Origin of the sequence: Staphylococcus sp. HMSC069D12 (genome assembly GCF_001810405.1) — a bacterium.
In the GTDB taxonomy this organism is placed as follows: Bacteria; Bacillota; Bacilli; order Staphylococcales; family Staphylococcaceae; genus Staphylococcus; species Staphylococcus haemolyticus.
In genome coordinates this window covers 151,836-172,858 of the sequence record NZ_KV801132.1, presented here as the reverse complement: position 1 = coordinate 172,858, position 21,023 = coordinate 151,836, and the positions used below count along the sequence as shown (strand labels likewise).

Annotated in this window: 23 protein-coding genes, 1 tRNA gene and 2 riboswitches; of the genes, 17 read left to right on the top strand and 7 right to left on the bottom strand. The window is 31.7% G+C overall.

What is annotated here, in order from left to right; all coding sequences use genetic code 11:
• Nucleotides 1-92 precede the first annotated feature (92 nt).
• From HMPREF2737_RS10945 to menC, 3 genes are all read left to right on the top strand, one after another.
• Nucleotides 93-182, top strand: a tRNA-Ser gene (locus HMPREF2737_RS10945).
• A 789-nt stretch (nt 183-971) separates the two neighbouring features.
• Nucleotides 972-2,366, top strand: coding sequence for an o-succinylbenzoate--CoA ligase (gene menE, locus HMPREF2737_RS10940; RefSeq protein WP_037552235.1), 1,395 nt, complete (start codon nt 972-974; stop codon nt 2,364-2,366).
• A 1-nt stretch (nt 2,367) separates the two neighbouring features.
• The gene (gene menC / locus HMPREF2737_RS10935; protein WP_037552237.1) at nt 2,368-3,375 is read left to right on the top strand and encodes an o-succinylbenzoate synthase; all 1,008 of its coding nucleotides are present in this window, start codon (nt 2,368-2,370) and stop codon (nt 3,373-3,375) included.
• On the opposite strand, the gene yidD is transcribed toward menC, so the two are convergent.
• Entirely contained in the window at nt 3,372-3,608 is a 237-nt protein-coding gene (gene yidD, locus HMPREF2737_RS10930; RefSeq protein WP_037552240.1) for a membrane protein insertion efficiency factor YidD, read from the bottom strand. The genes menC and yidD overlap by 4 nt on opposite strands.
• Before the next feature lie 66 nt (nt 3,609-3,674).
• On the opposite strand from yidD, the gene ytkD reads away from it, so the two are divergent.
• The gene (gene ytkD / locus HMPREF2737_RS10925) at nt 3,675-4,148 is read left to right on the top strand and encodes an RNA deprotection pyrophosphohydrolase (protein ID WP_037552242.1); all 474 of its coding nucleotides are present in this window, start codon (nt 3,675-3,677) and stop codon (nt 4,146-4,148) included.
• A complete protein-coding gene (locus HMPREF2737_RS10920; RefSeq protein ID WP_037552244.1) occupies nt 4,129-4,899 on the top strand; it encodes an alpha/beta hydrolase family protein in 771 nt (256 codons plus the stop codon). The genes ytkD and HMPREF2737_RS10920 overlap by 20 nt, the downstream gene beginning before the upstream one ends.
• Before the next feature lie 64 nt (nt 4,900-4,963).
• Here the strand turns inward: HMPREF2737_RS10920 and pckA are convergent, their stop codons facing one another.
• On the bottom strand, nt 4,964-6,556 hold the full coding sequence (pckA, locus tag HMPREF2737_RS10915) for a phosphoenolpyruvate carboxykinase (ATP) (RefSeq protein WP_037552246.1): 1,593 nt from the start codon (nt 6,554-6,556) through the stop codon (nt 4,964-4,966).
• Nucleotides 6,557-6,720: 164 nt separating this feature from the next.
• Nucleotides 6,721-6,831, top strand: a riboswitch (SAM riboswitch).
• 115 nt (nt 6,832-6,946) lie between these two features.
• On the opposite strand from pckA, the gene metK reads away from it, so the two are divergent.
• The 3 genes from metK (at nt 6,947) to HMPREF2737_RS10900 (ending at nt 10,135) form a co-directional block, all read left to right on the top strand.
• Nucleotides 6,947-8,143, top strand: a complete 1,197-nt coding sequence (gene metK / locus HMPREF2737_RS10910) for a methionine adenosyltransferase (RefSeq protein ID WP_037538587.1) — start codon at nt 6,947-6,949, stop codon at nt 8,141-8,143.
• 93 nt (nt 8,144-8,236) lie between these two features.
• On the top strand, nt 8,237-9,145 hold the full coding sequence (locus tag HMPREF2737_RS10905; protein ID WP_037552248.1) for a hypothetical protein: 909 nt from the start codon (nt 8,237-8,239) through the stop codon (nt 9,143-9,145).
• Between the two features lie 153 nt (nt 9,146-9,298).
• Complete coding sequence (locus HMPREF2737_RS10900) at nt 9,299-10,135, top strand: aldo/keto reductase (RefSeq protein ID WP_037552250.1); 837 nt, start codon at nt 9,299-9,301, stop codon at nt 10,133-10,135.
• A 56-nt stretch (nt 10,136-10,191) separates the two neighbouring features.
• On the opposite strand, the gene HMPREF2737_RS10895 is transcribed toward HMPREF2737_RS10900, so the two are convergent.
• The 3 genes from HMPREF2737_RS10895 to HMPREF2737_RS10885 form a co-directional block, all read right to left on the bottom strand.
• Nucleotides 10,192-10,545: a fluoride efflux transporter FluC gene (locus HMPREF2737_RS10895; protein WP_037552252.1), complete on the bottom strand. Its 354-nt coding sequence runs from the start codon at nt 10,543-10,545 to the stop codon at nt 10,192-10,194.
• Nucleotides 10,542-10,907, bottom strand: coding sequence for a fluoride efflux transporter CrcB (gene crcB / locus HMPREF2737_RS10890; protein WP_037552253.1), 366 nt, complete (start codon nt 10,905-10,907; stop codon nt 10,542-10,544). Before crcB ends, HMPREF2737_RS10895 begins: the two co-directional genes overlap by 4 nt.
• Nucleotides 10,908-10,997: 90 nt before the next feature.
• Complete coding sequence (locus HMPREF2737_RS10885; protein ID WP_037552255.1) at nt 10,998-11,303, bottom strand: hypothetical protein; 306 nt, start codon at nt 11,301-11,303, stop codon at nt 10,998-11,000.
• Nucleotides 11,304-11,566: 263 nt separating this feature from the next.
• Here HMPREF2737_RS10885 and HMPREF2737_RS10880 point away from each other — a divergent pair, with 263 nt between their 5' ends.
• Nucleotides 11,567-12,280, top strand: coding sequence for a transaldolase (locus tag HMPREF2737_RS10880; protein ID WP_037552257.1), 714 nt, complete (start codon nt 11,567-11,569; stop codon nt 12,278-12,280).
• 217 nt (nt 12,281-12,497) lie between these two features.
• Nucleotides 12,498-12,968 (top strand): membrane protein, encoded by a 471-nt coding sequence (locus HMPREF2737_RS10875; protein ID WP_037552259.1) that lies wholly within the window; start codon nt 12,498-12,500, stop codon nt 12,966-12,968.
• Here the strand turns inward: HMPREF2737_RS10875 and HMPREF2737_RS10870 are convergent.
• Together HMPREF2737_RS10870 and HMPREF2737_RS10865 are read right to left on the bottom strand one after the other, a co-directional pair.
• Entirely contained in the window at nt 12,952-13,398 is a 447-nt protein-coding gene (locus HMPREF2737_RS10870; RefSeq protein WP_037552261.1) for a competence protein ComK, read from the bottom strand. The two genes, HMPREF2737_RS10875 and HMPREF2737_RS10870, sit on opposite strands and share 17 nt — an antisense overlap.
• 1 nt (nt 13,399) lies before the next feature.
• Entirely contained in the window at nt 13,400-13,876 is a 477-nt protein-coding gene (locus HMPREF2737_RS10865) for a sigma-70 family RNA polymerase sigma factor (protein ID WP_037552263.1), read from the bottom strand.
• 256 nt (nt 13,877-14,132) lie between these two features.
• On the opposite strand from HMPREF2737_RS10865, the gene HMPREF2737_RS10860 reads away from it, so the two are divergent.
• The 7 genes from HMPREF2737_RS10860 to ribE all read left to right on the top strand — a co-directional run bounded on the left by HMPREF2737_RS10860 (nt 14,133) and on the right by ribE (nt 21,023).
• The gene (locus tag HMPREF2737_RS10860) at nt 14,133-14,354 is read left to right on the top strand and encodes a hypothetical protein (RefSeq protein ID WP_011275450.1); all 222 of its coding nucleotides are present in this window, start codon (nt 14,133-14,135) and stop codon (nt 14,352-14,354) included.
• A gap of 207 nt (nt 14,355-14,561) precedes the next feature.
• On the top strand, nt 14,562-15,413 hold the full coding sequence (locus HMPREF2737_RS10855; RefSeq protein WP_037552266.1) for a peptidoglycan release complex glucosaminidase SagB: 852 nt from the start codon (nt 14,562-14,564) through the stop codon (nt 15,411-15,413).
• Nucleotides 15,414-15,749: 336 nt separating this feature from the next.
• The gene (locus HMPREF2737_RS10850) at nt 15,750-17,240 is read left to right on the top strand and encodes an FAD/NAD(P)-binding protein (protein ID WP_037552268.1); all 1,491 of its coding nucleotides are present in this window, start codon (nt 15,750-15,752) and stop codon (nt 17,238-17,240) included.
• A 153-nt stretch (nt 17,241-17,393) separates the two neighbouring features.
• Nucleotides 17,394-17,535, top strand: a riboswitch (FMN riboswitch).
• A 138-nt stretch (nt 17,536-17,673) separates the two neighbouring features.
• Nucleotides 17,674-18,717 carry a bifunctional diaminohydroxyphosphoribosylaminopyrimidine deaminase/5-amino-6-(5-phosphoribosylamino)uracil reductase RibD gene (ribD, locus tag HMPREF2737_RS10845; protein WP_037552270.1) on the top strand — a complete coding sequence of 348 codons (1,044 nt, stop codon included), beginning with the start codon at nt 17,674-17,676 and terminating at the stop codon, nt 18,715-18,717.
• 6 nt (nt 18,718-18,723) lie between these two features.
• Nucleotides 18,724-19,356: a riboflavin synthase gene (locus HMPREF2737_RS10840; protein ID WP_037552272.1), complete on the top strand. Its 633-nt coding sequence runs from the start codon at nt 18,724-18,726 to the stop codon at nt 19,354-19,356.
• A 15-nt stretch (nt 19,357-19,371) separates the two neighbouring features.
• Complete coding sequence (locus HMPREF2737_RS10835; RefSeq protein WP_037552275.1) at nt 19,372-20,553, top strand: bifunctional 3,4-dihydroxy-2-butanone-4-phosphate synthase/GTP cyclohydrolase II; 1,182 nt, start codon at nt 19,372-19,374, stop codon at nt 20,551-20,553.
• An 11-nt stretch (nt 20,554-20,564) separates the two neighbouring features.
• Nucleotides 20,565-21,023, top strand: a complete 459-nt coding sequence (gene ribE / locus HMPREF2737_RS10830; protein WP_037552277.1) for a 6,7-dimethyl-8-ribityllumazine synthase — start codon at nt 20,565-20,567, stop codon at nt 21,021-21,023.

Genomic DNA, 21,023 nt, shown 5'->3' with positions numbered 1-21,023 from the left:
GCGGTAACACGGGTTCGAGTCCCGTAGGAGTCATACAAACAGAAGTGAAATATCGCTTCTGTTTTTTTATGTAATTTAGTTATTAATATTGAGGAGAACTGTCCGAGTCTGGCCGAAGGAGCACGCCTGGAAAGTGTGTAAGCGCTATAAGCGCTTCAAGGGTTCGAATCCCTTGTTCTCCATAATAAAAGCTTATCACAATATGTTGTAGAGTGGGCAAGTGTCAAAGAAGTGCCTAGAAAGTAAAATTTCTGGCACGTTGATCTTGCTTTTTTTATTGTTGAAATTGTGATGAAAAGCAACTTTTTAATGAAGTGCGTGGGTAAAACTAAATTTTAGAATTAATAATAAAAAATATCTTTTAATATTATATTAAGCTCAACATAATGCGTTTAGTTTATAAACGAAATACATTGAATTTCGAGGGTTTAGAATGAAAATTTCAAAATAAGCAGAAAAAGGAGCTAGAGTAGTGGATACGCTAGCTCTTTTCTCATATCATATTAATATTTAAGAGTATTAAAAAAATAGATAAAAGGAATAAACAAGTTCAGTTTTTAATCATGTTGGTGTCATTCAACTATTAGATTATGGATCGAGATAAGAAAATTTAAGAATAATTAGATTTTCATATTTAAATTATTATATAAATATATTATAATATTCATAAATCAACGACAATGCGTGGAACTTATAAAACGAAATGCATTGAAACCAGTAGCCTGCCTGCTATGAGGCTAGGGAATAATTGAATATCATAGCTTATTTGAGTTTAAAGTGGTAATCATCACTTTAAACTCTTTTTTAATTTAAAAAATAAAGCCAATTCATTATTTAATGATTGAAATTTTCCAAAATGTCAATTTGTAATAAACTAATATCACTGAAATATGCTGCTTCTTAAACACAACCAATGCTAACTAACTAAATTATCGTTATAATTATAATGTATTTATATGGAGGAATGAACAGTGGATTTTTGGTTAAAAGAGCAAAGTATTAAAAATAGAGATAAGATAGCAGTTACAGATGGAAATCATTCTATAACTTTTAAGGAATTGTATGATAGAGCATTTTCAATATCTGAACAAATTCTTTCTTTAAATAATAATAGAGTAGGATTGTATATTAAAAACGATATTGCGTCTATCACACTGATTAACGCTTGTTGGTTAGCTAATGTTGAAATAGCAATGATAAACACGCGATTAACAGAAACTGAAATGATAAATCAAATGAATTCCATTAATGTATCAACAATATTAACGACGCAACCATTTCACTTGTCGGATTTTAATGTAATACATATATCTGAAATAGAACAATATTCAAAACTTATCAATAATCAAACATGTAATTATGATCGAATTGCTTCAATTATGTTTACATCTGGAACGACAGGTCCTCAAAAAGCAGTACCACAAACCTTTAAAAATCATTATGCAAGTGCAATTGGGTGTAAAGAAAGTTTAGGATATGATGAAACCACTAAATGGTTATCTGTTTTACCGATATATCATATTTCAGGTCTTAGTGTTTTATTACGTTCTATAATTGAGGGCTTTACGGTACGTATATTGGAAAAATATAATACACAAACGATGTTATCGATCATTAAGGAAGAAGGACCTACCCATATATCACTAGTGCCACAAACGCTTAAATGGCTTATGGATGCAGGATTAAACCAACCGTTCTCAATTGAGAAAATTTTACTTGGAGGTGCCAAATTATCATCTACATTAATTGATGAAGCCCTAAATTATCAGTTACCGATATACAATTCATTTGGAATGACAGAAACGTGTTCTCAATTTCTAACTGCTACACCCGAGATGCTTGCACAACGGTATGATACTGTTGGCAAACCAAGCGAAAACGTTAATGTACGTATTAAACATCCAAATAGTGAAGGTCATGGCGAACTTCTCATAAAAGGGAATAATGTAATGAACGGTTATTTATATCCAGCAGGGTTGAGCGATACTTTTGAGGATGGATACTTTAAGACTGGTGATATAGCAGAAATTGATGAGGAAGGATTTGTGATGGTTTATGATCGTCGCAAAGATTTAATCATAAGTGGTGGGGAAAATATTTATCCTTATGAGATTGAATCAATTGCTAAAACACACTCAGATATTAATGACGCTGTATGTGTAGCGCAAGAGGATGCGACATGGGGTCAAATACCAGTACTATATTATGTTTCAGATGATACAATTCCAGAAATAGAATTAACTAAATATTTGAAAACGTATTTGGCAAAATATAAAGTACCCAAAGCCTTTCATCAGGTTGAAAGTTTACCATACACTTCTACAGGTAAATTACAACGCAACAAAATGATTAATAAAGGACAATAATATGAGGATTAAAGCAGTAAATTTTTATCTTTACAATCATGAATTTAGAGATCCAATTGTAACTCCCAAAGTTAAAATGACATACCGAAAAGCACTTATTGTTGAAATTTTAAGTGAAGATGATCAATCTTTTTTTGGAGAGTGCAATGCTTTTGAAACAAATTGGTACAACGAAGAAACGATTGAAACTGTACAAGAAATACTTTCACAATGGTCAGAAAGTATTGTTAAAAAGTCTGTTCATAAATATGAAGATTGGAAACCATATTTAGATATACTTGATAATTATCCCACAGCGAGAAGTACTGTAGTTATGGCGATTTATCAGATGTATCATGATTTACCGAAGTTTAAAGTAGCGTATGGTGCAACGATAAGTGGCATAAGTGCACAACAACTTGAGTATTTAAAACAAACTCAACCCAAACGTATAAAGTTGAAATGGACAAGTCAACTGAATGATGACATCTCACTTTTAGATGACATATTGCCTTATGATTTTGAATTAGCATTAGATGCTAATGAGTCACTAGATGTTTCTGATTTTCAAAAATTAGAATCTATAAATGACCAAAATATACTTTATATAGAAGAACCATTTAAATCGCTTTCTTCAACTTTACACATTGATCATACGCAATACCCTGCAATTGCACTTGATGAAAAAGCTACTGATATCAATAGTATTATCTCAATTGTTAACCAATTCCCGGTTAAAGTAGTGATTGTTAAACCATTTAGAATGGGTGGTCTTGATAGAGTACAATCATTGATTCGTGAATTGAAATCAATTGATATTAAAGTGGTTATAGGTGGAATGTACGAATATGGACTAAGTCGTTACTTTACTGCATTATTAGCTCGAGAAGGTGATTATCCTGGGGATGTAACCCCAGATGGTTATTATTTTACTGACGATTTCACGCAAGGTGTCGGTAAATTAAAAGAGGGGATGATTTCATTTCACCCCCCTCAAATCGATAAATCAAAATTACTTAAATTAAATTAGTGTCTATGTTTATCCTTTTTTAAAGGAACTGGATCAAACCCACCTTTATGTAGTGGATGACATTTAAGAATGCGACGTATTCCCATGTAGCCGCCTTTGAGTGGGCCGTAAATTTCAATCGCTTCTCGTGTATATTCTGAACACGTAGGATAAAATCGGCATGTGGGTGGTGTCATAGGTGAAATATAGCGTTGATATATATGGATTATTCCAAGAAATATTTTTTTTAACATTATAGGCCTCCAACAAGTAATACGATTATAAATAAGTTTAACATATTGAAGGGAGTAGTATGGAACATGGAGTTTCTAGATAAAGATAATAGACGTGTCACAATGTGTTACAAAACGAACAACGATCATCCAGATGGTAATCATGTTTTAGCTATTCCGTTATATCAGAGTCAGTTACTATTTACCCATCATAAATTACGTGGCATCGAGTTTCCGGGTGGTAAGGTTGAAAAAGGAGAAGAAAGCTTACAAGCTATCAAGAGAGAGCTTTTTGAAGAAACAGGAGGCATACCTGAAACGATAGATTATATTGCTCAATATCAGGTTCATACATTCGATAACTCAATTTTCAAAAAAGATGTATATGTCGTGAAGGTTAAATCATTTAAAGAGAAAAGTGATTATTTAGAAACGAGAGGGCCATTATTATTTGATAATATTAATTCTATTCCATTAGATAAACAAAGTTATTTAATACAAGATAATGCAATTCTTAAATGTGTCGAGAGGATGATAGAACTTGGATATTATCGCGACTAAGAAAATGCCTATAGCATCAAAAACGCACCAATTCGATGAAATTACTTATAAAGTTGATGGCTTAAAAGTAAAAGCATTACAAATGTGTCCATTAACGAAGACAGTAAAAAGAATCGTAGTATATTTGCGAGGAGGTAAGGGACAAGTCGGACGTGTACGTGCAGCAAGACTAATGCAGTTTGCAAATGATAATACCTTAGTTGTAGGTCCTTATTATAGAGGAAGTAATGGAAGTGAAGGTAGAGATGAGTTTGCTAACGCTGATTTAAAAGATGTTAACTATCTCATAAAGATACTTAAACAACGATTTCCTAATGCATATTTACACATGATTGGTTTTTCAAGAGGTGGAATACAAGGACTACTTACATATCAAGATTACCCAGTCGATAGTTACATCATCTGGGGTGGTGTATCAAGTATGCACTTGATGTATGAAGAACGTACTGATTTAAGGGGGATGTTGCGTCGAATGGTAGGACATCCCTCCAAAAATAAAGAATCTTATGACCAAAGAGATGCGATAAAACTTATTGATTCTAATAGTCCACCAATTTTAATTGTTCATGGTGGCAAGGATAAACAAGTAGGTATTCATCATGCCAATTACTTGGAAGAACAATTGAAATTAAAAGGTGTTGTTCACGATACATTTTATCAGCTTGATGAAGGGCATGTACCTAGACCACAAGCAATGAAATTAGCCCTCGATTATGTGCATCAATGGATGACGAAATGTGAAGAAATATAATAAGACAATGTATAAGGGTTCAGTACAGTATGCCTTATACATTGTCTTTTTAATAAATATTTAATTATTTGTTAAAGCCACCAGTGTTAGCAATTTCTTCAACTTCTGGACCGAATTTCTTGAAGTTTTCTTCAAAACGTTGGATTAAGTCATCCGCTTGAGCGCGATATTTATCAGAATCACTCCAAGCATTAATTGGATTAAGTATTGTTTTTGGAACATCTTCCATTTCAGTAGGAATACTTAAACCGAATTTCTCATCTTTTGTAAACTCTGCATTTTTCAATTTACCTTTAATTGCTTGATCTACCATATAACGAGTATAATGTAGACTAATACGTCTACCTACGCCGTATTTACCACCAGTCCAGCCAGTGTTAACTAAATATACATCAACCTCATGTTTATCTATTAGCTCACCTAATAAATCTGCATATTTAATAGGATTAAGTGGTAAGAAAGGTGCACCAAAACAAGTTGAGAATGATGGTTCTGGTTCAGTAACACCACGCTCAGTTCCAGCTAATTTAGAAGTGAAACCACTTAAGAAATGGTACATCGCTTGAGATTTAGTTAATTTAGCAATGGGTGGAAGTACACCAAATGCGTCAGCAGTTAAGAAAATTATTGTATTAGGATGTGCTGCTTTAGATGGTAATACAATGTTATCAATGTGATGAATTGGATAAGCAGCACGTGTATTTTCAGTATATGAATTATCATCGAAATCAACAACACCACGCTCGTTAACCACAGTATTCTCTAATATAGTACCGTATTGAATCGCGTTATAAATTTGAGGTTCTTTTTCTTTAGAAAGGTTGATTGCTTTTGCGTAACAACCACCTTCAATATTGAAAATACCATTTTTATTCCAACCGTGTTCATCATCACCAATCAATTTTCTATCAGGTGCTGCTGATAAAGTTGTTTTACCTGTACCTGATAATCCGAAGAATAAGGCTACATCTCCTTTATCTCCAACATTCGCAGAACAATGCATACTCATAATATCTTGCATTGGAAGCAAATAGTTCATTACTGAGAAGATACCTTTTTTCATCTCACCAGCATACTCTGTACCACCAATTAAAATGGTTTTATGTTTGAATGAAATGATAACAAAAGTTTCAGATTTAGTTCCATCAACTTCAGGATCAGCTTTAAAGTGAGGTGCTGAAACAATTGTGAAGTTAGGTTTTATATTACTAGCTTCTTCTTTAGAATCTGGGCGGATAAACATGTTTTGAGCAAAAAGGTTGTGCCATGCAAGTTCATTGATAACTGTAAGTTTCAATTGTGTGTCTTTGTCACTACCTGCATAACCATTAAAAACGTAAAGCTCGTCTTTTTTATCAAGATAGTCTAAAACTTTAGAGTAGAGATTTAAGAAAGTTTCTTCATCGATAGGTTGGTTGATATCTCCCCAATGAATATTATCTTTATAAGAAGGTTCTGTAACAATGAATTTATCTTTAGGTGAACGTCCAGTGTATTTACCTGTGCTCGCATTGATAGCACCAAGTTCAGTTAACTCTCCTTCATTATTATCCATAATTTTGTAATAAAGTTGAGTTGTTGAAAGCTGAAAAAGAGAGCTTTCTTTTTCCAATAATTTTTTAATTTTAGGTGTTTCGCCGTATGTATCTACTGACATACCCAATCCCTCCAGCGTGTGTTATAGAAATTCAATATTGTAAGCCTTTACATGAAAATAGTATAACATAATGCCGTAATTATTCCACCTGGAAAAGACAAAAAACATGTAAAAACAAAATTGACATTAATAAATGAATTAGGTAGTATAGTTCTTAACGGATTCTCTTATCCTGAGTGGTGGAGGGACATGGACCCAATGAAACCCAGCAACCTCTTTTTTAAAAGAAAGGTGCCAAACCGTTTGCAGACATATACTCGTCTGAACGATAAGAGCGAATGGACGTTTAAGAGCCTTCTCTCTGTCTTGAATAGTGAAGAAGGCTCTTTTATTTTTGAGCTCACATTTAAAAGAGAATTTTCGTAAATATAGTTATAAAAGGAGCAAATCATGACTTACAATAAACGTTTATTTACTTCAGAATCAGTGACAGAAGGACATCCAGATAAGATTGCTGACCAAGTATCTGATGCCATTTTAGATGAAATCTTAAAAGATGACCCTAATGCACGTGTTGCTTGTGAAACTACTGTAACAACTGGAATGGCTCTAATTTCAGGTGAAATATCTACATCAACCTATGTAGATATCCCTAAAGTTGTAAGGGAAACAATTAAAGGTATTGGCTATACTCGTGCTAAATATGGCTATGATTACCAAACTATGGCAGTTTTAACTGCAATCGATGAGCAGTCACCTGATATTGCACAAGGTGTTGACAAAGCACTTGAATACAGAAATGATATTTCAGAAGAAGAGATTGAAGCTACTGGTGCCGGTGACCAAGGTTTAATGTTCGGATATGCTACAAATGAAACAGAAACATATATGCCTTTACCTATCTTTTTATCTCATCAATTAGCTAAACGTTTATCTGATGTACGTAAAGATGGAATTTTAGACTATTTAAGACCGGATGGTAAAGTTCAAGTAACAGTTGAATACGACGAATCAGATAAACCTAAGCGTATTGACACGATTGTAGTATCATCTCAACATGCGGATGACATTGAATTAGAACAAATTCAAAGTGACATTAAAGAACATGTCATATACCCAACAGTTCCTGAAGGATTAATTGATAATGAAACGAAATTCTTTATCAATCCTACTGGAAGATTTGTTATTGGTGGACCTCAAGGTGATGCTGGATTAACAGGTCGTAAAATCATTGTTGATACTTATGGTGGTTATGCACGTCATGGAGGAGGTTGCTTTAGTGGTAAAGACCCAACTAAAGTAGACCGATCAGCAGCTTATGCGGCAAGATATGTAGCTAAAAATATTGTTGCTGCAGGACTAGCAGACCAATGTGAAGTACAACTTGCTTATGCTATTGGCGTGGCTGAACCAGTTTCAATTTCAATTGATACATTTAAAACAGGCAAAGTTTCTGAAGCTCAACTTGTTGAAGCTGTTAGAGCTAACTTTGATTTACGTCCAGCAGGTATCATTAAAATGTTAGATTTAAAGCATCCTATATACAAACAAACTGCTGCTTATGGTCACTTTGGTAGAACAGATGTATTGTTACCATGGGAGAAATTAGATAAAGTCAATGTATTAAAAGATGCTGTTCAAGCTTAATAAACGCTTTAATTAATATAAAGAAATTGTCGAAATTATAGATAGTTTCCATTATAATTAGATTTACTGATAGATTAAAGGAGCGTTGATTTAATGAATTCATTTGGACCAATCGAAATTGGTTTAATCGTAGCAATTGTAGTTGCAATTATCTGTTTAATATTATTCTTAGTTACACTTAAAAGTAAAAACAATATTAAACAGAAAACAAAAGAAGAATACGACTTAAAAGAAAAGCAAATGAAAGCGTCACATGACGAAGCCCTAGAGAAAGAACGCATACAAAATAAAAAGCAAGTTACTAAACAAAAAGAAGATTTTGATGCAACTGTAAGCGGTAAAGATCGTGAAATTGATGCATTGAAACTATTCTCAAAAAACAAAAGTGAATATGTTACGGATATGCGCTTAATTGGAATTAGAGATCGTTTAGTGAAAGAAAAACGTATTAGACCTGAAGATATGCATATTATGGCAAACATCTTTTTACCAAGTAATGAATTCAATGATATTGAACGCATTAGTCACCTTGTACTTACGCGTACAGGCCTATATATTATAGATTCTCAACTATTAAAAGGGCATGTTTATCAAGGTATAAGTGGTAAGCAATTTAACGAATTGCCTATGATGGAACAAGTATTTAGTACTTTGGATTTAGATGCTAAGTTACCTCAAACACTAGTACTCGATCAAAATGAAGATAAATCTTCATTGTCATTTGTTAATTACTCAGAACAACTTACTTCAATTGAAAAGTTAGCGTCAGACTTGCAAACACAATTAGGGGCTAAATATACGCCAACTGCGATTTTATATTTTAATCCTAAACACGATGGAGACGTAACGATTTCAAATTATGCACAAAGTTCAAGTGTTAAAGTTCTAGTGGGACCTGATCAATTAGATGAGTTCTTTAATAAATTTGTATTCCATGGACGTATTCAATATAACGTAGATGAATTACAAAATGTTATGGATAAAATTGAATCATTTAATTAGTATTAATCCGAGATATGGTTATATCTCGGATTTTTTAATTTTGAGGAGAAGCTTATTAAAATAATAAACTAAACTAATATTAAAGTTTTCAATAATGACAATTATGGGAATAGAGTAGTAATTATTAAAATATAAAGAAAAGAGGTTTCTTTTATGGAAACAATTGAATTTTATAATGGTCACACAATGCCTAAAGTTGGAATTGGTACCTTTAGAGTAGAAAATAACGATGAATGTAAGGAGGCAGTTAAGCATGCAATTGTCTCAGGTTATCGTAGTATTGATACAGCTAAAGTATATGGTAATGAAGAACAAGTTGGTTTAGGAATTAAAGAAGGTCTAGAAGCTACTGGGTTAGAACGTAAAGATTTATTTATTACATCAAAACTATATTTTGAAGATTTTGGGCGCGAAAATGTTGCAAATGCTTATGAAACAAGTATCAATAAATTAGGACTAGATTATTTAGATTTATATCTTGTTCATTGGCCGGGTACTAATGAAGCAATAATGGTTGATACATGGAAAGGTATGGAAGATTTATATAAAGATGATAAGGTTAAAAATATTGGTGTAAGTAACTTCAATGCAGAACACTTTGAAGCATTATTAGCTCAAGTTTCTATTAAGCCAGTCATCAACCAAGTAGAATTTCACCCATATTTTACTCAAAATAAACTACGTAAATATTTAGAAGTACAAAATATCCATATGGAGTCATGGTCACCATTTATGAATGCCCAAATCTTAGGTGATGAAACACTTAATCAAATTGGCAAAGAAGTTAATAAATCGGCAGCACAAGTCGTCATTCGTTGGAACATGCAACATGGTGTCATCGTTATTCCTAAATCAGTTACACCTCAAAGAATAGAGGAAAATATTAATGTTTTTGATTTCGAACTAACAGATGAACAAATGGAACAAATTGATTCTCTAAACAAAGATCAACGCATTGGTCCTGATCCAGCAACATTTGAGGGACATTAATAAAAATACACTTCATAGTTGCAAGATTTAATCTTAAAACTATGAAGTGTATTTATTTATATCGAATAACCAATAAAGCAAGAGATAAACCCTATTACAAATTGTAAAATAGAATAACTAAAAAATTGAACAGGTTTAAAACTTGGCGAAATAAATTGGACGATTTCATAAGACAGAGTTGAAAAGGTTGTTAATCCTCCAAGAACGCCAGTTATAAAAAACAGTGAAAATAATTGATAATCTTGAGCTATCCCATACACGAAGCCAATTAAGAAACTACCAACGAGATTGACTATTAAAGTTGCAATCGGTATAGGTGACGTTATTTTACTTTTAAAGACATCTGCTAACCAAGCTCTGATAACAGCACCAATGCCACCACCTACCATAATAAGTAGTATATGTATCATATAGGTTGCCTCCCTAATTTAACACCTAACCAGCAGAAAAGAATGCCTCCTATATAACTGGTTAAGCCATAGATAAAGAGCAAAGCGATACTATTATTTTGTGACATTGTAACTAACTCAAATTGGAAGGTTGAAAAGGTGGTTAAAGCACCTAGTAGTCCCGTTGTGACACCTTTTTTAATTAGTGGGTTGTTTTTAAAAAATTGAATGGATAACGAAGATAAATATCCCATTGAAAATGCACCCACAATATTCGCAATCAATGTACCGAGTGGTAATCCAGAATTGGCATTAAGAGTTGATAAGACATATCTTAGTAATGCTCCAAATAAGCCCCCAATAAACACAAATAAATATTGCATTTTGTCACACCTATTCATTATTTTTATAACGTTAAACAGTAATCGTTAATTATTTTTAAATTAGAAAGTTAGTTCTGGCATTTAAAAAGTTTACGACAATATACCAAATGTCTTAATTGAGGCATAGATATGGAATACAATCACCAATAAAATGATTATTGGCAAAATTTTACTCGCAATTCTTATCCATCCTTGTTTATCACCTAAATGTTTAATCGCTTTATCTGAGAATAAAATAGAAGCAATTAATATAATCACATTAATGATACTACACGCAATAAGTAAATATTTAACAGAAGTAATTTGCTGACTTAATAGTGGGTTGAATGTATTAAAATAAAAACTTATGATGAGTAAAATTATTGAGATATAGAAGTATTTTTTTGGCTTAGACATAATGTTCCTCCTACCTAATATCATCTAATCATATTACCATATTTTAATTAACATTTAATAGTGACTAGTGAATTTGATAATTAATTTTGTTAAAAAGCAAAACATTCGCCAAGTGTTTCTAAGAATGATATAAATAATTTATAAATATTTTATTGATGCGGAATAGTCTGATCATCATATGAAAAGAAGTATATACATATAAGAAATCTATTGTGATGTAATTTAACTATCATCGTAATCGTAAATAAAGGAGGAAGAATGTAATGGCAAAATTAAATGTCGAAGTATTTGCAGATGGCGCAGATATTGAACAAATGAAAGCAGCATATAAAAATAAAGAGGTAGACGGTTTCACTACTAATCCTAGCTTAATGGCTAAAGCGGGTGTAACAGACTATAAATCATTCGCTGAAGAAGCGGTTAAAGAAATTCCAGATGCATCTATTTCATTTGAAGTATTCGCTGATGATTTAGAAACTATGGAAAAAGAAGCTGAAATATTAAAACAATATGGTGATAATGTTTTTGTCAAAATTCCAGTTGTGAATACTAAAGGTGAATCAACAATTCCGTTAATTAAAAAATTATCAGCGGACAATGTGCGTTTAAATGTTACTGCAGTGTACACTATTGAGCAAGTAAAAGAAATTACTGAAGCGGTAACTGAAGGAGTACCTACATATATTTCAGTATTTGCGGGTAGAATAGCTGATACTGGTGTTGATCCATTACCTTTGATGAAAGAATCAGTAGATGTGGTGCATAGTAAAGAAGGCGTTAAATTATTATGGGCAAGTTGTCGTGAATTATTTAATGTTATTCAGGCAAATGAAATTGGTGCCGACATTATTACATGTCCAGCAGATGTAGTTAAGAAAGTAAATACTAATTTAGGTCGAGATATTAATGAATTATCAGTTGATACTGTAAAAGGTTTCGCTAAGGATATTCAAAGCTCAGGTTTATCTATCCTTTAAAATTTAAAAATTAAAAATAACTCCGTTATATAAGATATTGATTAGAACTTCTACATACAATTAACATTTTCATGTCTGTGTATAGATTCTCTAAATCAATCTCTTTCAGAAACGGAGTATTTTTATATAGTAAAGCTTATGTTTTTTAACTTGTAAGTAATTAAGAACTTCGCTAAAATTTAAAAGAAATCATATTAGAAGGAGATAACCACAAAGTATGAAATATACAGAATTTGAAGAGAAAGTTAAAAAACAATTGTGGTTTTTAAATAAAAAGGAAAAAAAGCTATTACAAAATAATTTAACGCATTACCATAAAGAGGTTGAGGGTAATGAAGGGGATATTCAGTCAAAGAAATATCGCAAACCAATTCAGTACGCAAATCAATTTTTAAAAAATAACATATTTAAACAAAAAGAAGTGGCAAGTTCCACATTGTTATTTTTACTAATTGGAATTGTACTCATTTATGCTCTCTTGCTAGGGGTATTTTTAACAGGGTTTATTACAAGTCTTACTGCAGTGAATTATTTTATAAATCCACAAGTTTCAATGCCAGTTATAAATGTGATTTTAATTTTAATAGGTGCAATACTTCTTGCAATCGTAAGTTTATTACTCATTAAATCAGTTACTGCATTTTTTACAAAAAAATTATTAGAATATAAATTTAATAAATCTGCATAGTTTTTTGTACTAAATGATACAATAATGTACTTTCTTGCCATTTTTTATAAATTAACGAATAGGGTTCATCAACTTGTAATTGGATATTGTTTTCAAAAGTAATGATGACGCCATTTGTAGTAGAAGTTAATCCAATAATTGTTAATGCGTTGATGTAAGTTTGTAAAGGTGCACGTTGATGTTTAATAGGGAAGAGGACAACTTTGTCAGATATATATAAAGGTACTAATTTATTAATTGCTAATAATCGTTTTGCCAACTTTAGCCTTTGCAAATACGATTGATTATGCTGTTCGAAATAATAAATTAGTACCTTTTTAATTGGAAAAGGTAGCACCATGTCATAAGTCGAAAAGCAGCATTTAGTTTTATGTTCACTATGTTGCAATGTTTGAATATAAAGCAAATGGTAAGAATTGTGTGGAATCATATTATTCACCTTTAAAATAATAATCGGTGAGCTTTTTTATGGAAGAGGATTTATACTTTTTAATACTCGATAAAGAGACATGCATTAAGTCGGCAATTTCGAATTGTTTATAGCCTTGAATAAAATAGTTATACCATGCGAGTTCTTGTGCATTTAAAATTTTGGAAATGTCATTATAGTCGAAGAAAGTTATCTCTGTATTAATAGAAGTAATTTGAGGAGTTTGTAAATTATCGACTTCAACTATTTCTGGTTTTAAATTTTCTTTTCTAAATAAGTCAATTAAGTAAAAGTTGAGCCGTTGATAGAGATAAGAGGATAAACAAATATTTGAATTCTTATTGTAATTCTTAGATAATTGCCACAGTTTAATTAGCAATAACTGATAAAATTCATCATAATTATACTTGACGTAATAACGTTTTAACAAATAATGAATAATTCTATGATATTTATGATATATGTCATCAAAATTCATTGTACTTGGAATTCGCTCCTAGGTTAAGTACTTAAACAAAATTTCCGGATATCTAAAATTTAAACTAACTTATTTAAATTATCATTTGCGTAATTTGAAAAAAGGGTGTTAAATAGTAAACATAGAATAATGAAAGTATGCAAAATAATGGTTTAAGTCATAAGTAACTCAGTAATGCGACAATTAATTATGAACATACCTAACATTCATAAATATATTTAAGTTCTAGTCAATTTGTAACGTGGGAGGTATAAATTTGGATTACGCACATTTAAATTTAGAGCATTTTTTTGCAAGAAATGATGATTTAGACATAATTAGGGATCGTTCTGAATTTGTAATGATTAACAATTTCACAAATGAAATGATGTATCGAGATGGTGAAATAGAAGGAACAGTTGATTTAAATCAATATTATTACAAGAATAGATCTCAAGCAGCTAGTTTTATAATGATGGATTATCGCAAAGATAATTAACAATAAATATTTATGCTTTATGGAATCAAGTAATGAAATTCTATATGTTTCATTACTTTTTATTTTGCAAAGTTTCATTTTGATTACTTTTATTTTATGAATATGTAACATTGTAAGTATAAAATTGTTTATAAGAATTAATAATGTTAAACTTTATTATCATAAAGATTTTAAAGAAAAAACAACATTGACCTAAGAGGTGTGAATATGACGAAGCACAAAAAAGGCTCAATTATTAGCCTAGTGGGGTTATTGATTGTTTTAGTCGCAGCAGGTTTTATTTTCTTTACTATGATTTCAGATCAAATATTCTTTAAAAAAGTAAATGAAGAAGAAAAAGTAGAGCATTTAAACGTCACACTAAATAAAGCTGCCGATAAACAAATTGATAATTACACAAGTCAACAAGTCTCTAACAAGAATAATACTGCTTGGAGAGATGCTTCAGATAATGAAATAAAAGCTGCAATGGACAGTAGTAAGTTCATTGATGATGACAAACAAAAGTATCAATTTTTAGATTTATCTAAATATCAAGGTATTGATGAAAACCGTATTAAGCGTATGTTATTCGATCGACCTATGTTATTAAAGCATACTGATGCATTTATTAGTGCTGCTAAAGAGAAACATGTGAATGAAGTTTATTTAATTTCTCATGCTTTATTAGAAACTGGTTCAGTTAAAAGTGAATTAGCCAAGGGTGTAGAAATTGATGGTAAAAAATATTATAACTTCTATGGTGTAGGTGCTCTCGATAGTGATCCTATTAAAACTGGTTCAGAATACGCAAAAAAACACGGTTGGGATACTCCAGAGAAAGCCATCAAAGGTGGTGCTGATTTTATTCACCAACACTTCCTATCACATGATGATCAAAATACGCTTTACAGTATGAGATGGAATCCTAAAAATCCAGGTGAACATCAATATGCTACTGATATTAAATGGGCAGAAAGTAATGCTCAAATTATCGCAGATTTCTATAAAGAGATGAAAACAGAAGGTAAATATTTTAAATTATACGTATACAAAGATGATAATAAACATCAAAAATAAATAATTGTAAGTAAAATAAAGCCAACGATCACACTGATTCAAGCAAGTGATGACGTTGACTTTTTCTTTAATATATTTTATGTTCACAAACATTTATTCGGCTTTATTTTTTCGAGTTATCCAACTAAATGCTATAACAAATACTACGAAAACTTTTAAGAGAAATTTCATTTTAGTTCACCTCATTAACTCAATATTAACATATCAATATAGGATAAAGAAAAATGGAGAATGTTAAGTGCATATAAGTATAAATTATTTTAAGCAATTTATGATATTGATATAATTAAATTATTAAAAATTCTTGTTAGAGAAAATTAAAAGGATGATGAATATATGCGTGTAGCAATTATAGGGATGGGCACAGCTGGTGTTAGTGTACTAAGGCAATTAGTCAAAAATGAAGCGTTTAAAAATCTTGAGGTTGATGTATATGATCATGATAAGAATATGGGGCAGGGTGTACCTTTTCAAAATGACAGCAGCCAATTATTAATTAATTTGCCAACTAAGCAAATGAGTTTGAATTTGGATGATGAAGAAGAGTTCTGGAAATGGTATCAAGAGCAATCAGAATTTAAATTCGATAATCCTAAATATCTTCCTAGGTTTGTATTTGGTCATTATATGAAGTCATACCTATCTAACTACGACTTGTTATTTGATAATTTAACCATTATTAAGCATCCAGTTCGCGAAATTTTTACAAATTCAGAAATTGATGAGACTACATTAACATACTATGTATGTACTTCAGAAGATATGAGTGAATGGAAAGAGTATGATTATATATTCTTAACGACTGGCACATTCGCATATCATGATCCATATAAACTAAAAGGGAATAAAGGTTATATTCAAACACCTTATCCTACATATAATACATTAGATGAAGTGTCTCAATCAGACGATATTGCAATTATAGGCACTGGATTAGCCAGTTTAGATGTAGTTAGATACGTGACTACACATCATCCTAAATTACCAATAACTATGACTAGTCGCTCAGCACATTTACCTAGTGTTAGAGGAAATATGATAGATGTTGAGTTTAAACATTTAACTAAGCAAAAGTTTAATGAATTGAAGTCACAATATTATGGAAATGTACCTTTAGAATTAGCTTTTGAATTATTCCAATTAGAATGTAAAGATCATAATATTGATTTAGAGAAACTAGTATATCGTCGCACAGGAAATACAATTCAAGATTTACAGTATGATCTTGATAGACCTGATGAAATTGGTGTGTTTCAAAGTTTAATTGAAAATATTAAAGAAAATCTAAACTGGATATGGAATAGCTTTAGTCGAGAAGATCAGCAAGACTTTGATAAACGTTTCTCAAAAATTATTCAATTAAATTCTAACCCTATGCCACCTCGTACTGCAGAGTTAATTATAGACTTAATAAATAATCAATCATTAATTGTTAAAAGCGGATTACAAGATATTACTTATAAAGACAACCATTATTTATTGGAATTTAACAATGATGATTATTATTATCAATATGATGTCATTATTAATTCGACTGGATCAAAAACACATTTATCAGATTTAGATGAGGAAGATCAGCTTATTCTTAACCTACAAAACAGACAAATTGTTCAACCACATCCAATGGGAGGTATACAAATTATTCCAGAAACCAATCAAGTCATAAGTCCAAGATATGGAACTCTCAACAATATGATAGCTATTGGGCAAGTAACTAATGGCGTTAATAAATTGCGTAATGGAGTGAAGATGATCGTTGATCAAGCGGTCAATTCTGTAAATTATTTATATGAAAACCAAAGTAAATTTGACCATTTTAGTTCATAATGTAGACATTTACACTTAAATAACTAAATTCCATTATTAGTTACTCTGTTAAATAATATGCAGCGTTGACGGTTTGTAATTTTTAAACAATAAGCGTATGATTAATGTTGTAGTTATTAAACTACGTTAACTCAAACAATCACAATTTCATATGAATTCTTTCGGGGCGGGGTGCAATTCCCAACCGGCAGTAATATAAGCCTGCGACCTGTCAAAGTAAAAGGTAATAACTTTGATGGCTGATCTAGTGAGATTCTAGAGCCGACAGTGAAAGTCTGGATGGGAGAAAGAATGAGTCGTCATTATTTGATAATTATGATGGTTATTTAGCATACACATTTACTAATGTTGTAAGCTTATTTGAATATATTTGGTCTCCCTATGCCTTTAAGCACTTTATTGGTATAGGGAGTTTTGATTATGAGGTGATTTATTGAGTAATTTTATGAAATACGCTATACAACTCGCACAAATGGTTAAAGGACAAACGGGTATCAATCCTCCAGTTGGTGCGGTCGTTGTTAATAACGGCCGAATAGTTGGACTCGGTGCTCATCTAAAACAAGGTGAGAAGCACGCGGAAGTACAAGCACTTGATATGGCTGGAAAGGAAGCAAATGGTGGAACAATCTATATTTCGCTAGAACCATGTACCCACTTTGGCTCAACACCACCATGTGTGAACAAAATTATTGAATTTGGACTAAGCAAAGTTATTTACGCTGTTAAAGATACGACATTACCTTCTGAAGGGGACGCTATTTTAGAACAAGCTGGGATTGATGTAGAACATCAATACTCTGAAGAAGCAGCTGCCTTATATAAAGACTTTTTTAAAGCTAAGTCAGAGCAAATCCCTGAAATTACGATGAAAGTGTCTGTATCATTAGACGGTAAACAAGCAACAGATTTAGGTCAGAGTAAATGGATTACTAATTCAGAAGTCAAACAAGATGTCTACCATTTAAGACATACGCATGATGCTGTGTTGACAGGAAATGGTACAATTAATGCTGATAACCCACTTTACACGACTCGTATTCCAAATGGTAAAAATCCAATCCGATTAGTGCTAGCTAAAAGTGGCAATGTTGACTTTACGAAACAACTTTTTCAAGATTCGTCGAGTGAAGTGTGGATTTATACTGAAAATCAAACGCTTGAAAGTCCAAATCGAAACATAAAGGTTATCTGTATAGATAAATGCGATTTAAAAGATATTCTTAAAGATATATATAAGCGAGGTATTGGTTCATTATTAATTGAAGCTGGTCCTCGTATAACTTCCAAATTTCTCCAAACTGATTTTATTAATCAACTTATTATTTATTACGCCCCGAAAATAATAGGTGGTTCTGGAAAAAATCAATTCTTTCAAACTGCGGATATTATTGATTTAAATGAAACCACTCAATTTGAAATTTCTTCTACTGAGTTAATTAATCAAAATTTAAAAATGATTTTGCGAAAGAAGTGACAACTTATGTTTACAGGTATTGTTGAAGAAATAGGTACTGTCAAAAATATTCGTACTCATCAATCGGTTAGAACATTGGATATAGCTTGTCAAACTATCACAGAAGACATGAACATTGGTGACTCTATTAGTGTGAATGGAGCTTGCTTAACAGTGATTGACTTCACAAGTAATTATTTTTCTGTTCAAGTTATAAAAGGTACTGAAGATAAAACATATCTATCTCAAATCAATAAAAATGATGAAGTCAACTTAGAAAGAGCAATGTCAGGAAATGGGCGTTTTGGAGGTCATTTTGTTTTAGGTCATGTTGATGACAAAGGTGTTATAACACAAGTTAAGGAAACTCCTAATTCAAGGATAGTTTCGATTAAAGCATCTACAAATATCATTAATCAAATGGTCAAACAGGGTTCAATCACTGTGGATGGTGTGAGTTTAACAATTTTCGATTTACGACATGATAGTTTTGATATTCATTTAATACCTGAAACAAGACGTTCAACGATTTTATCTTCTAAACAAAATGGCGACCAAGTTCATTTAGAAACGGATGTTCTTTTTAAATATGTTGAACGAATGATAAGTAGAAATGAGTCAGAGCTTACATTAGATAAGTTAAGAGCATTTGGCTTTTAGGAGGCGTAATTATAGATGGAATTTGACGATATTATGGATGCATTAAATGCTTTAAAACGTGGTGAAAGTATTATTGTTGTGGATGACGAGGATCGTGAAAATGAAGGAGATCTTGTAGCTATAACGCAATGGATGAATGATAATACTATTAATTTTATGGCTAAAGAAGGTAGAGGGCTAATTTGTGCACCAATTAGTAAGGACTTGGCACTTAAACTTAAACTAATGCCTATGGTAGAACATAATACGGATGGTTTTGGAACTAATTTCACAGTAAGTATCGATCACGTTACAACATCAACCGGTATAAGTGCATTTGATAGAATGGCAACGGCACGTGCTTTAATTAATCCAGAATCTGGGCCTGAAGATTTCCATAAACCTGGACATCTTTTTCCACTAATAGCTAAAGAAAACGGTGTGTTGGAACGTACTGGTCATACAGAAGCAGCTGTAGATTTAGCGAAACTAACGAAAGCAGTTCCAGCAGGTGTTATATGTGAGATCATGAATGAAGATGGGACAATGGCTAAAGGTGAACAACTAGAAGTGTTTAAACATCAACATGGTCTTAAAATGATTACTATTGAAAGTTTAGTTAATTATCAAAAAGACAAAGACACTAGTGTTGAGTTAAAAGCAAAAGTTAATATGCCGACAGATCATGGAACTTTTGAAATGTATGGATTCGAATCACCATTAACTAAAGAAGAAATTGTTGTACTTGCTAAAGGAGAACCACGTGCCACAGAAAATGTGCGTATTCATTCTGCATGTTTAACAGGTGATATTTTCCATAGTCAAAGATGTGATTGTGGTGCACAACTAGAATCAGCGATGAAATATATTAATGAGCATGGTGGCATGATTATTTATTTGCCTCAAGAAGGAAGAGGCATAGGGTTAATCAATAAATTAAGAGCATACGAATTAATTGAACGAGGTCATGATACAGTAACTGCCAACCTAGCTTTAGGATTTGACGAAGATTTGAGGGATTATCATATAGCAGCTCAAATTTTAAATTATTTCAATGTACAACAAGTGAATTTGTTAAGTAATAATCCTAAAAAATTTGAGGGATTATCTGAGTATGGTATTAAAGTTGCGGACCGCACACCAATTATTGTAGCTGAAACAGAACATAATCATGATTATATGAATACTAAAAAAATAAAAATGGGACATTTAATTTAGGAGGAATAAAGATGAATTTTGAAGGTAAATTGGTAGGAACAGATCTAAAAGTAGCTATTGTTGTAAGTCGATTTAATGATTTTATAACGAACCGTTTATTAGATGGTGCAAAAGATACACTTGTACGTCACGGTGTGGAAGATAGTAATATAGATGTTGCTTATGTACCTGGTGCATTTGAAATTCCATTAGTTTCTAAAAAACTAGCTCAGAAGGGTAAATATGACGCAGTCATCACTTTAGGTTGTGTAATTAGAGGTGCAACATCTCATTATGATTATGTATGTAATGAAGTTGCTAAAGGAGTATCAAAGGCGAATGATGTAAGCGATATTCCAGTTATATTTGGCGTATTAACCACTGAAAGTATTGAACAAGCGGTTGAAAGAGCTGGAACTAAAGCGGGTAATAAAGGTGCTGAAGCAGCAGTAAGTGCTATTGAAATGGCAAATTTATTAAAACAATTTTAA

Excerpts from the sequence above, each read along its gene's own strand:
- HMPREF2737_RS10905 (WP_037552248.1), top strand. The coding sequence starts at position 8,237 with ATGAATTCATTTGGACCAATCGAAATTGGTTTAATCGTAGCAATTGTA.
- HMPREF2737_RS10875 (WP_037552259.1), top strand. The coding sequence starts at position 12,498 with ATGAAATATACAGAATTTGAAGAGAAAGTTAAAAAACAATTGTGGTTT.
- HMPREF2737_RS10835 (WP_037552275.1), top strand. The coding sequence starts at position 19,372 with ATGGAATTTGACGATATTATGGATGCATTAAATGCTTTAAAACGTGGT.
- ytkD (WP_037552242.1), top strand. The coding sequence starts at position 3,675 with ATGGAGTTTCTAGATAAAGATAATAGACGTGTCACAATGTGTTACAAA.
- ribE (WP_037552277.1), top strand. The coding sequence starts at position 20,565 with ATGAATTTTGAAGGTAAATTGGTAGGAACAGATCTAAAAGTAGCTATT.
- HMPREF2737_RS10880 (WP_037552257.1), top strand. The coding sequence starts at position 11,567 with ATGGCAAAATTAAATGTCGAAGTATTTGCAGATGGCGCAGATATTGAA.
- HMPREF2737_RS10855 (WP_037552266.1), top strand. The coding sequence starts at position 14,562 with ATGACGAAGCACAAAAAAGGCTCAATTATTAGCCTAGTGGGGTTATTG.
- HMPREF2737_RS10840 (WP_037552272.1), top strand. The coding sequence starts at position 18,724 with ATGTTTACAGGTATTGTTGAAGAAATAGGTACTGTCAAAAATATTCGT.
- menC (WP_037552237.1), top strand. The coding sequence starts at position 2,368 with ATGAGGATTAAAGCAGTAAATTTTTATCTTTACAATCATGAATTTAGA.
- HMPREF2737_RS10900 (WP_037552250.1), top strand. The coding sequence starts at position 9,299 with ATGGAAACAATTGAATTTTATAATGGTCACACAATGCCTAAAGTTGGA.
- crcB (WP_037552253.1), bottom strand. The coding sequence starts at position 10,907 with ATGCAATATTTATTTGTGTTTATTGGGGGCTTATTTGGAGCATTACTA.
- HMPREF2737_RS10870 (WP_037552261.1), bottom strand. The coding sequence starts at position 13,398 with ATGATTCCACACAATTCTTACCATTTGCTTTATATTCAAACATTGCAA.
- HMPREF2737_RS10895 (WP_037552252.1), bottom strand. The coding sequence starts at position 10,545 with ATGATACATATACTACTTATTATGGTAGGTGGTGGCATTGGTGCTGTT.
- metK (WP_037538587.1), top strand. The coding sequence starts at position 6,947 with ATGACTTACAATAAACGTTTATTTACTTCAGAATCAGTGACAGAAGGA.
- HMPREF2737_RS10865 (WP_037552263.1), bottom strand. The coding sequence starts at position 13,876 with ATGAATTTTGATGACATATATCATAAATATCATAGAATTATTCATTAT.
- yidD (WP_037552240.1), bottom strand. The coding sequence starts at position 3,608 with ATGTTAAAAAAAATATTTCTTGGAATAATCCATATATATCAACGCTAT.
- HMPREF2737_RS10850 (WP_037552268.1), top strand. The coding sequence starts at position 15,750 with ATGCGTGTAGCAATTATAGGGATGGGCACAGCTGGTGTTAGTGTACTA.
- HMPREF2737_RS10885 (WP_037552255.1), bottom strand. The coding sequence starts at position 11,303 with ATGTCTAAGCCAAAAAAATACTTCTATATCTCAATAATTTTACTCATC.
- pckA (WP_037552246.1), bottom strand. The coding sequence starts at position 6,556 with ATGTCAGTAGATACATACGGCGAAACACCTAAAATTAAAAAATTATTG.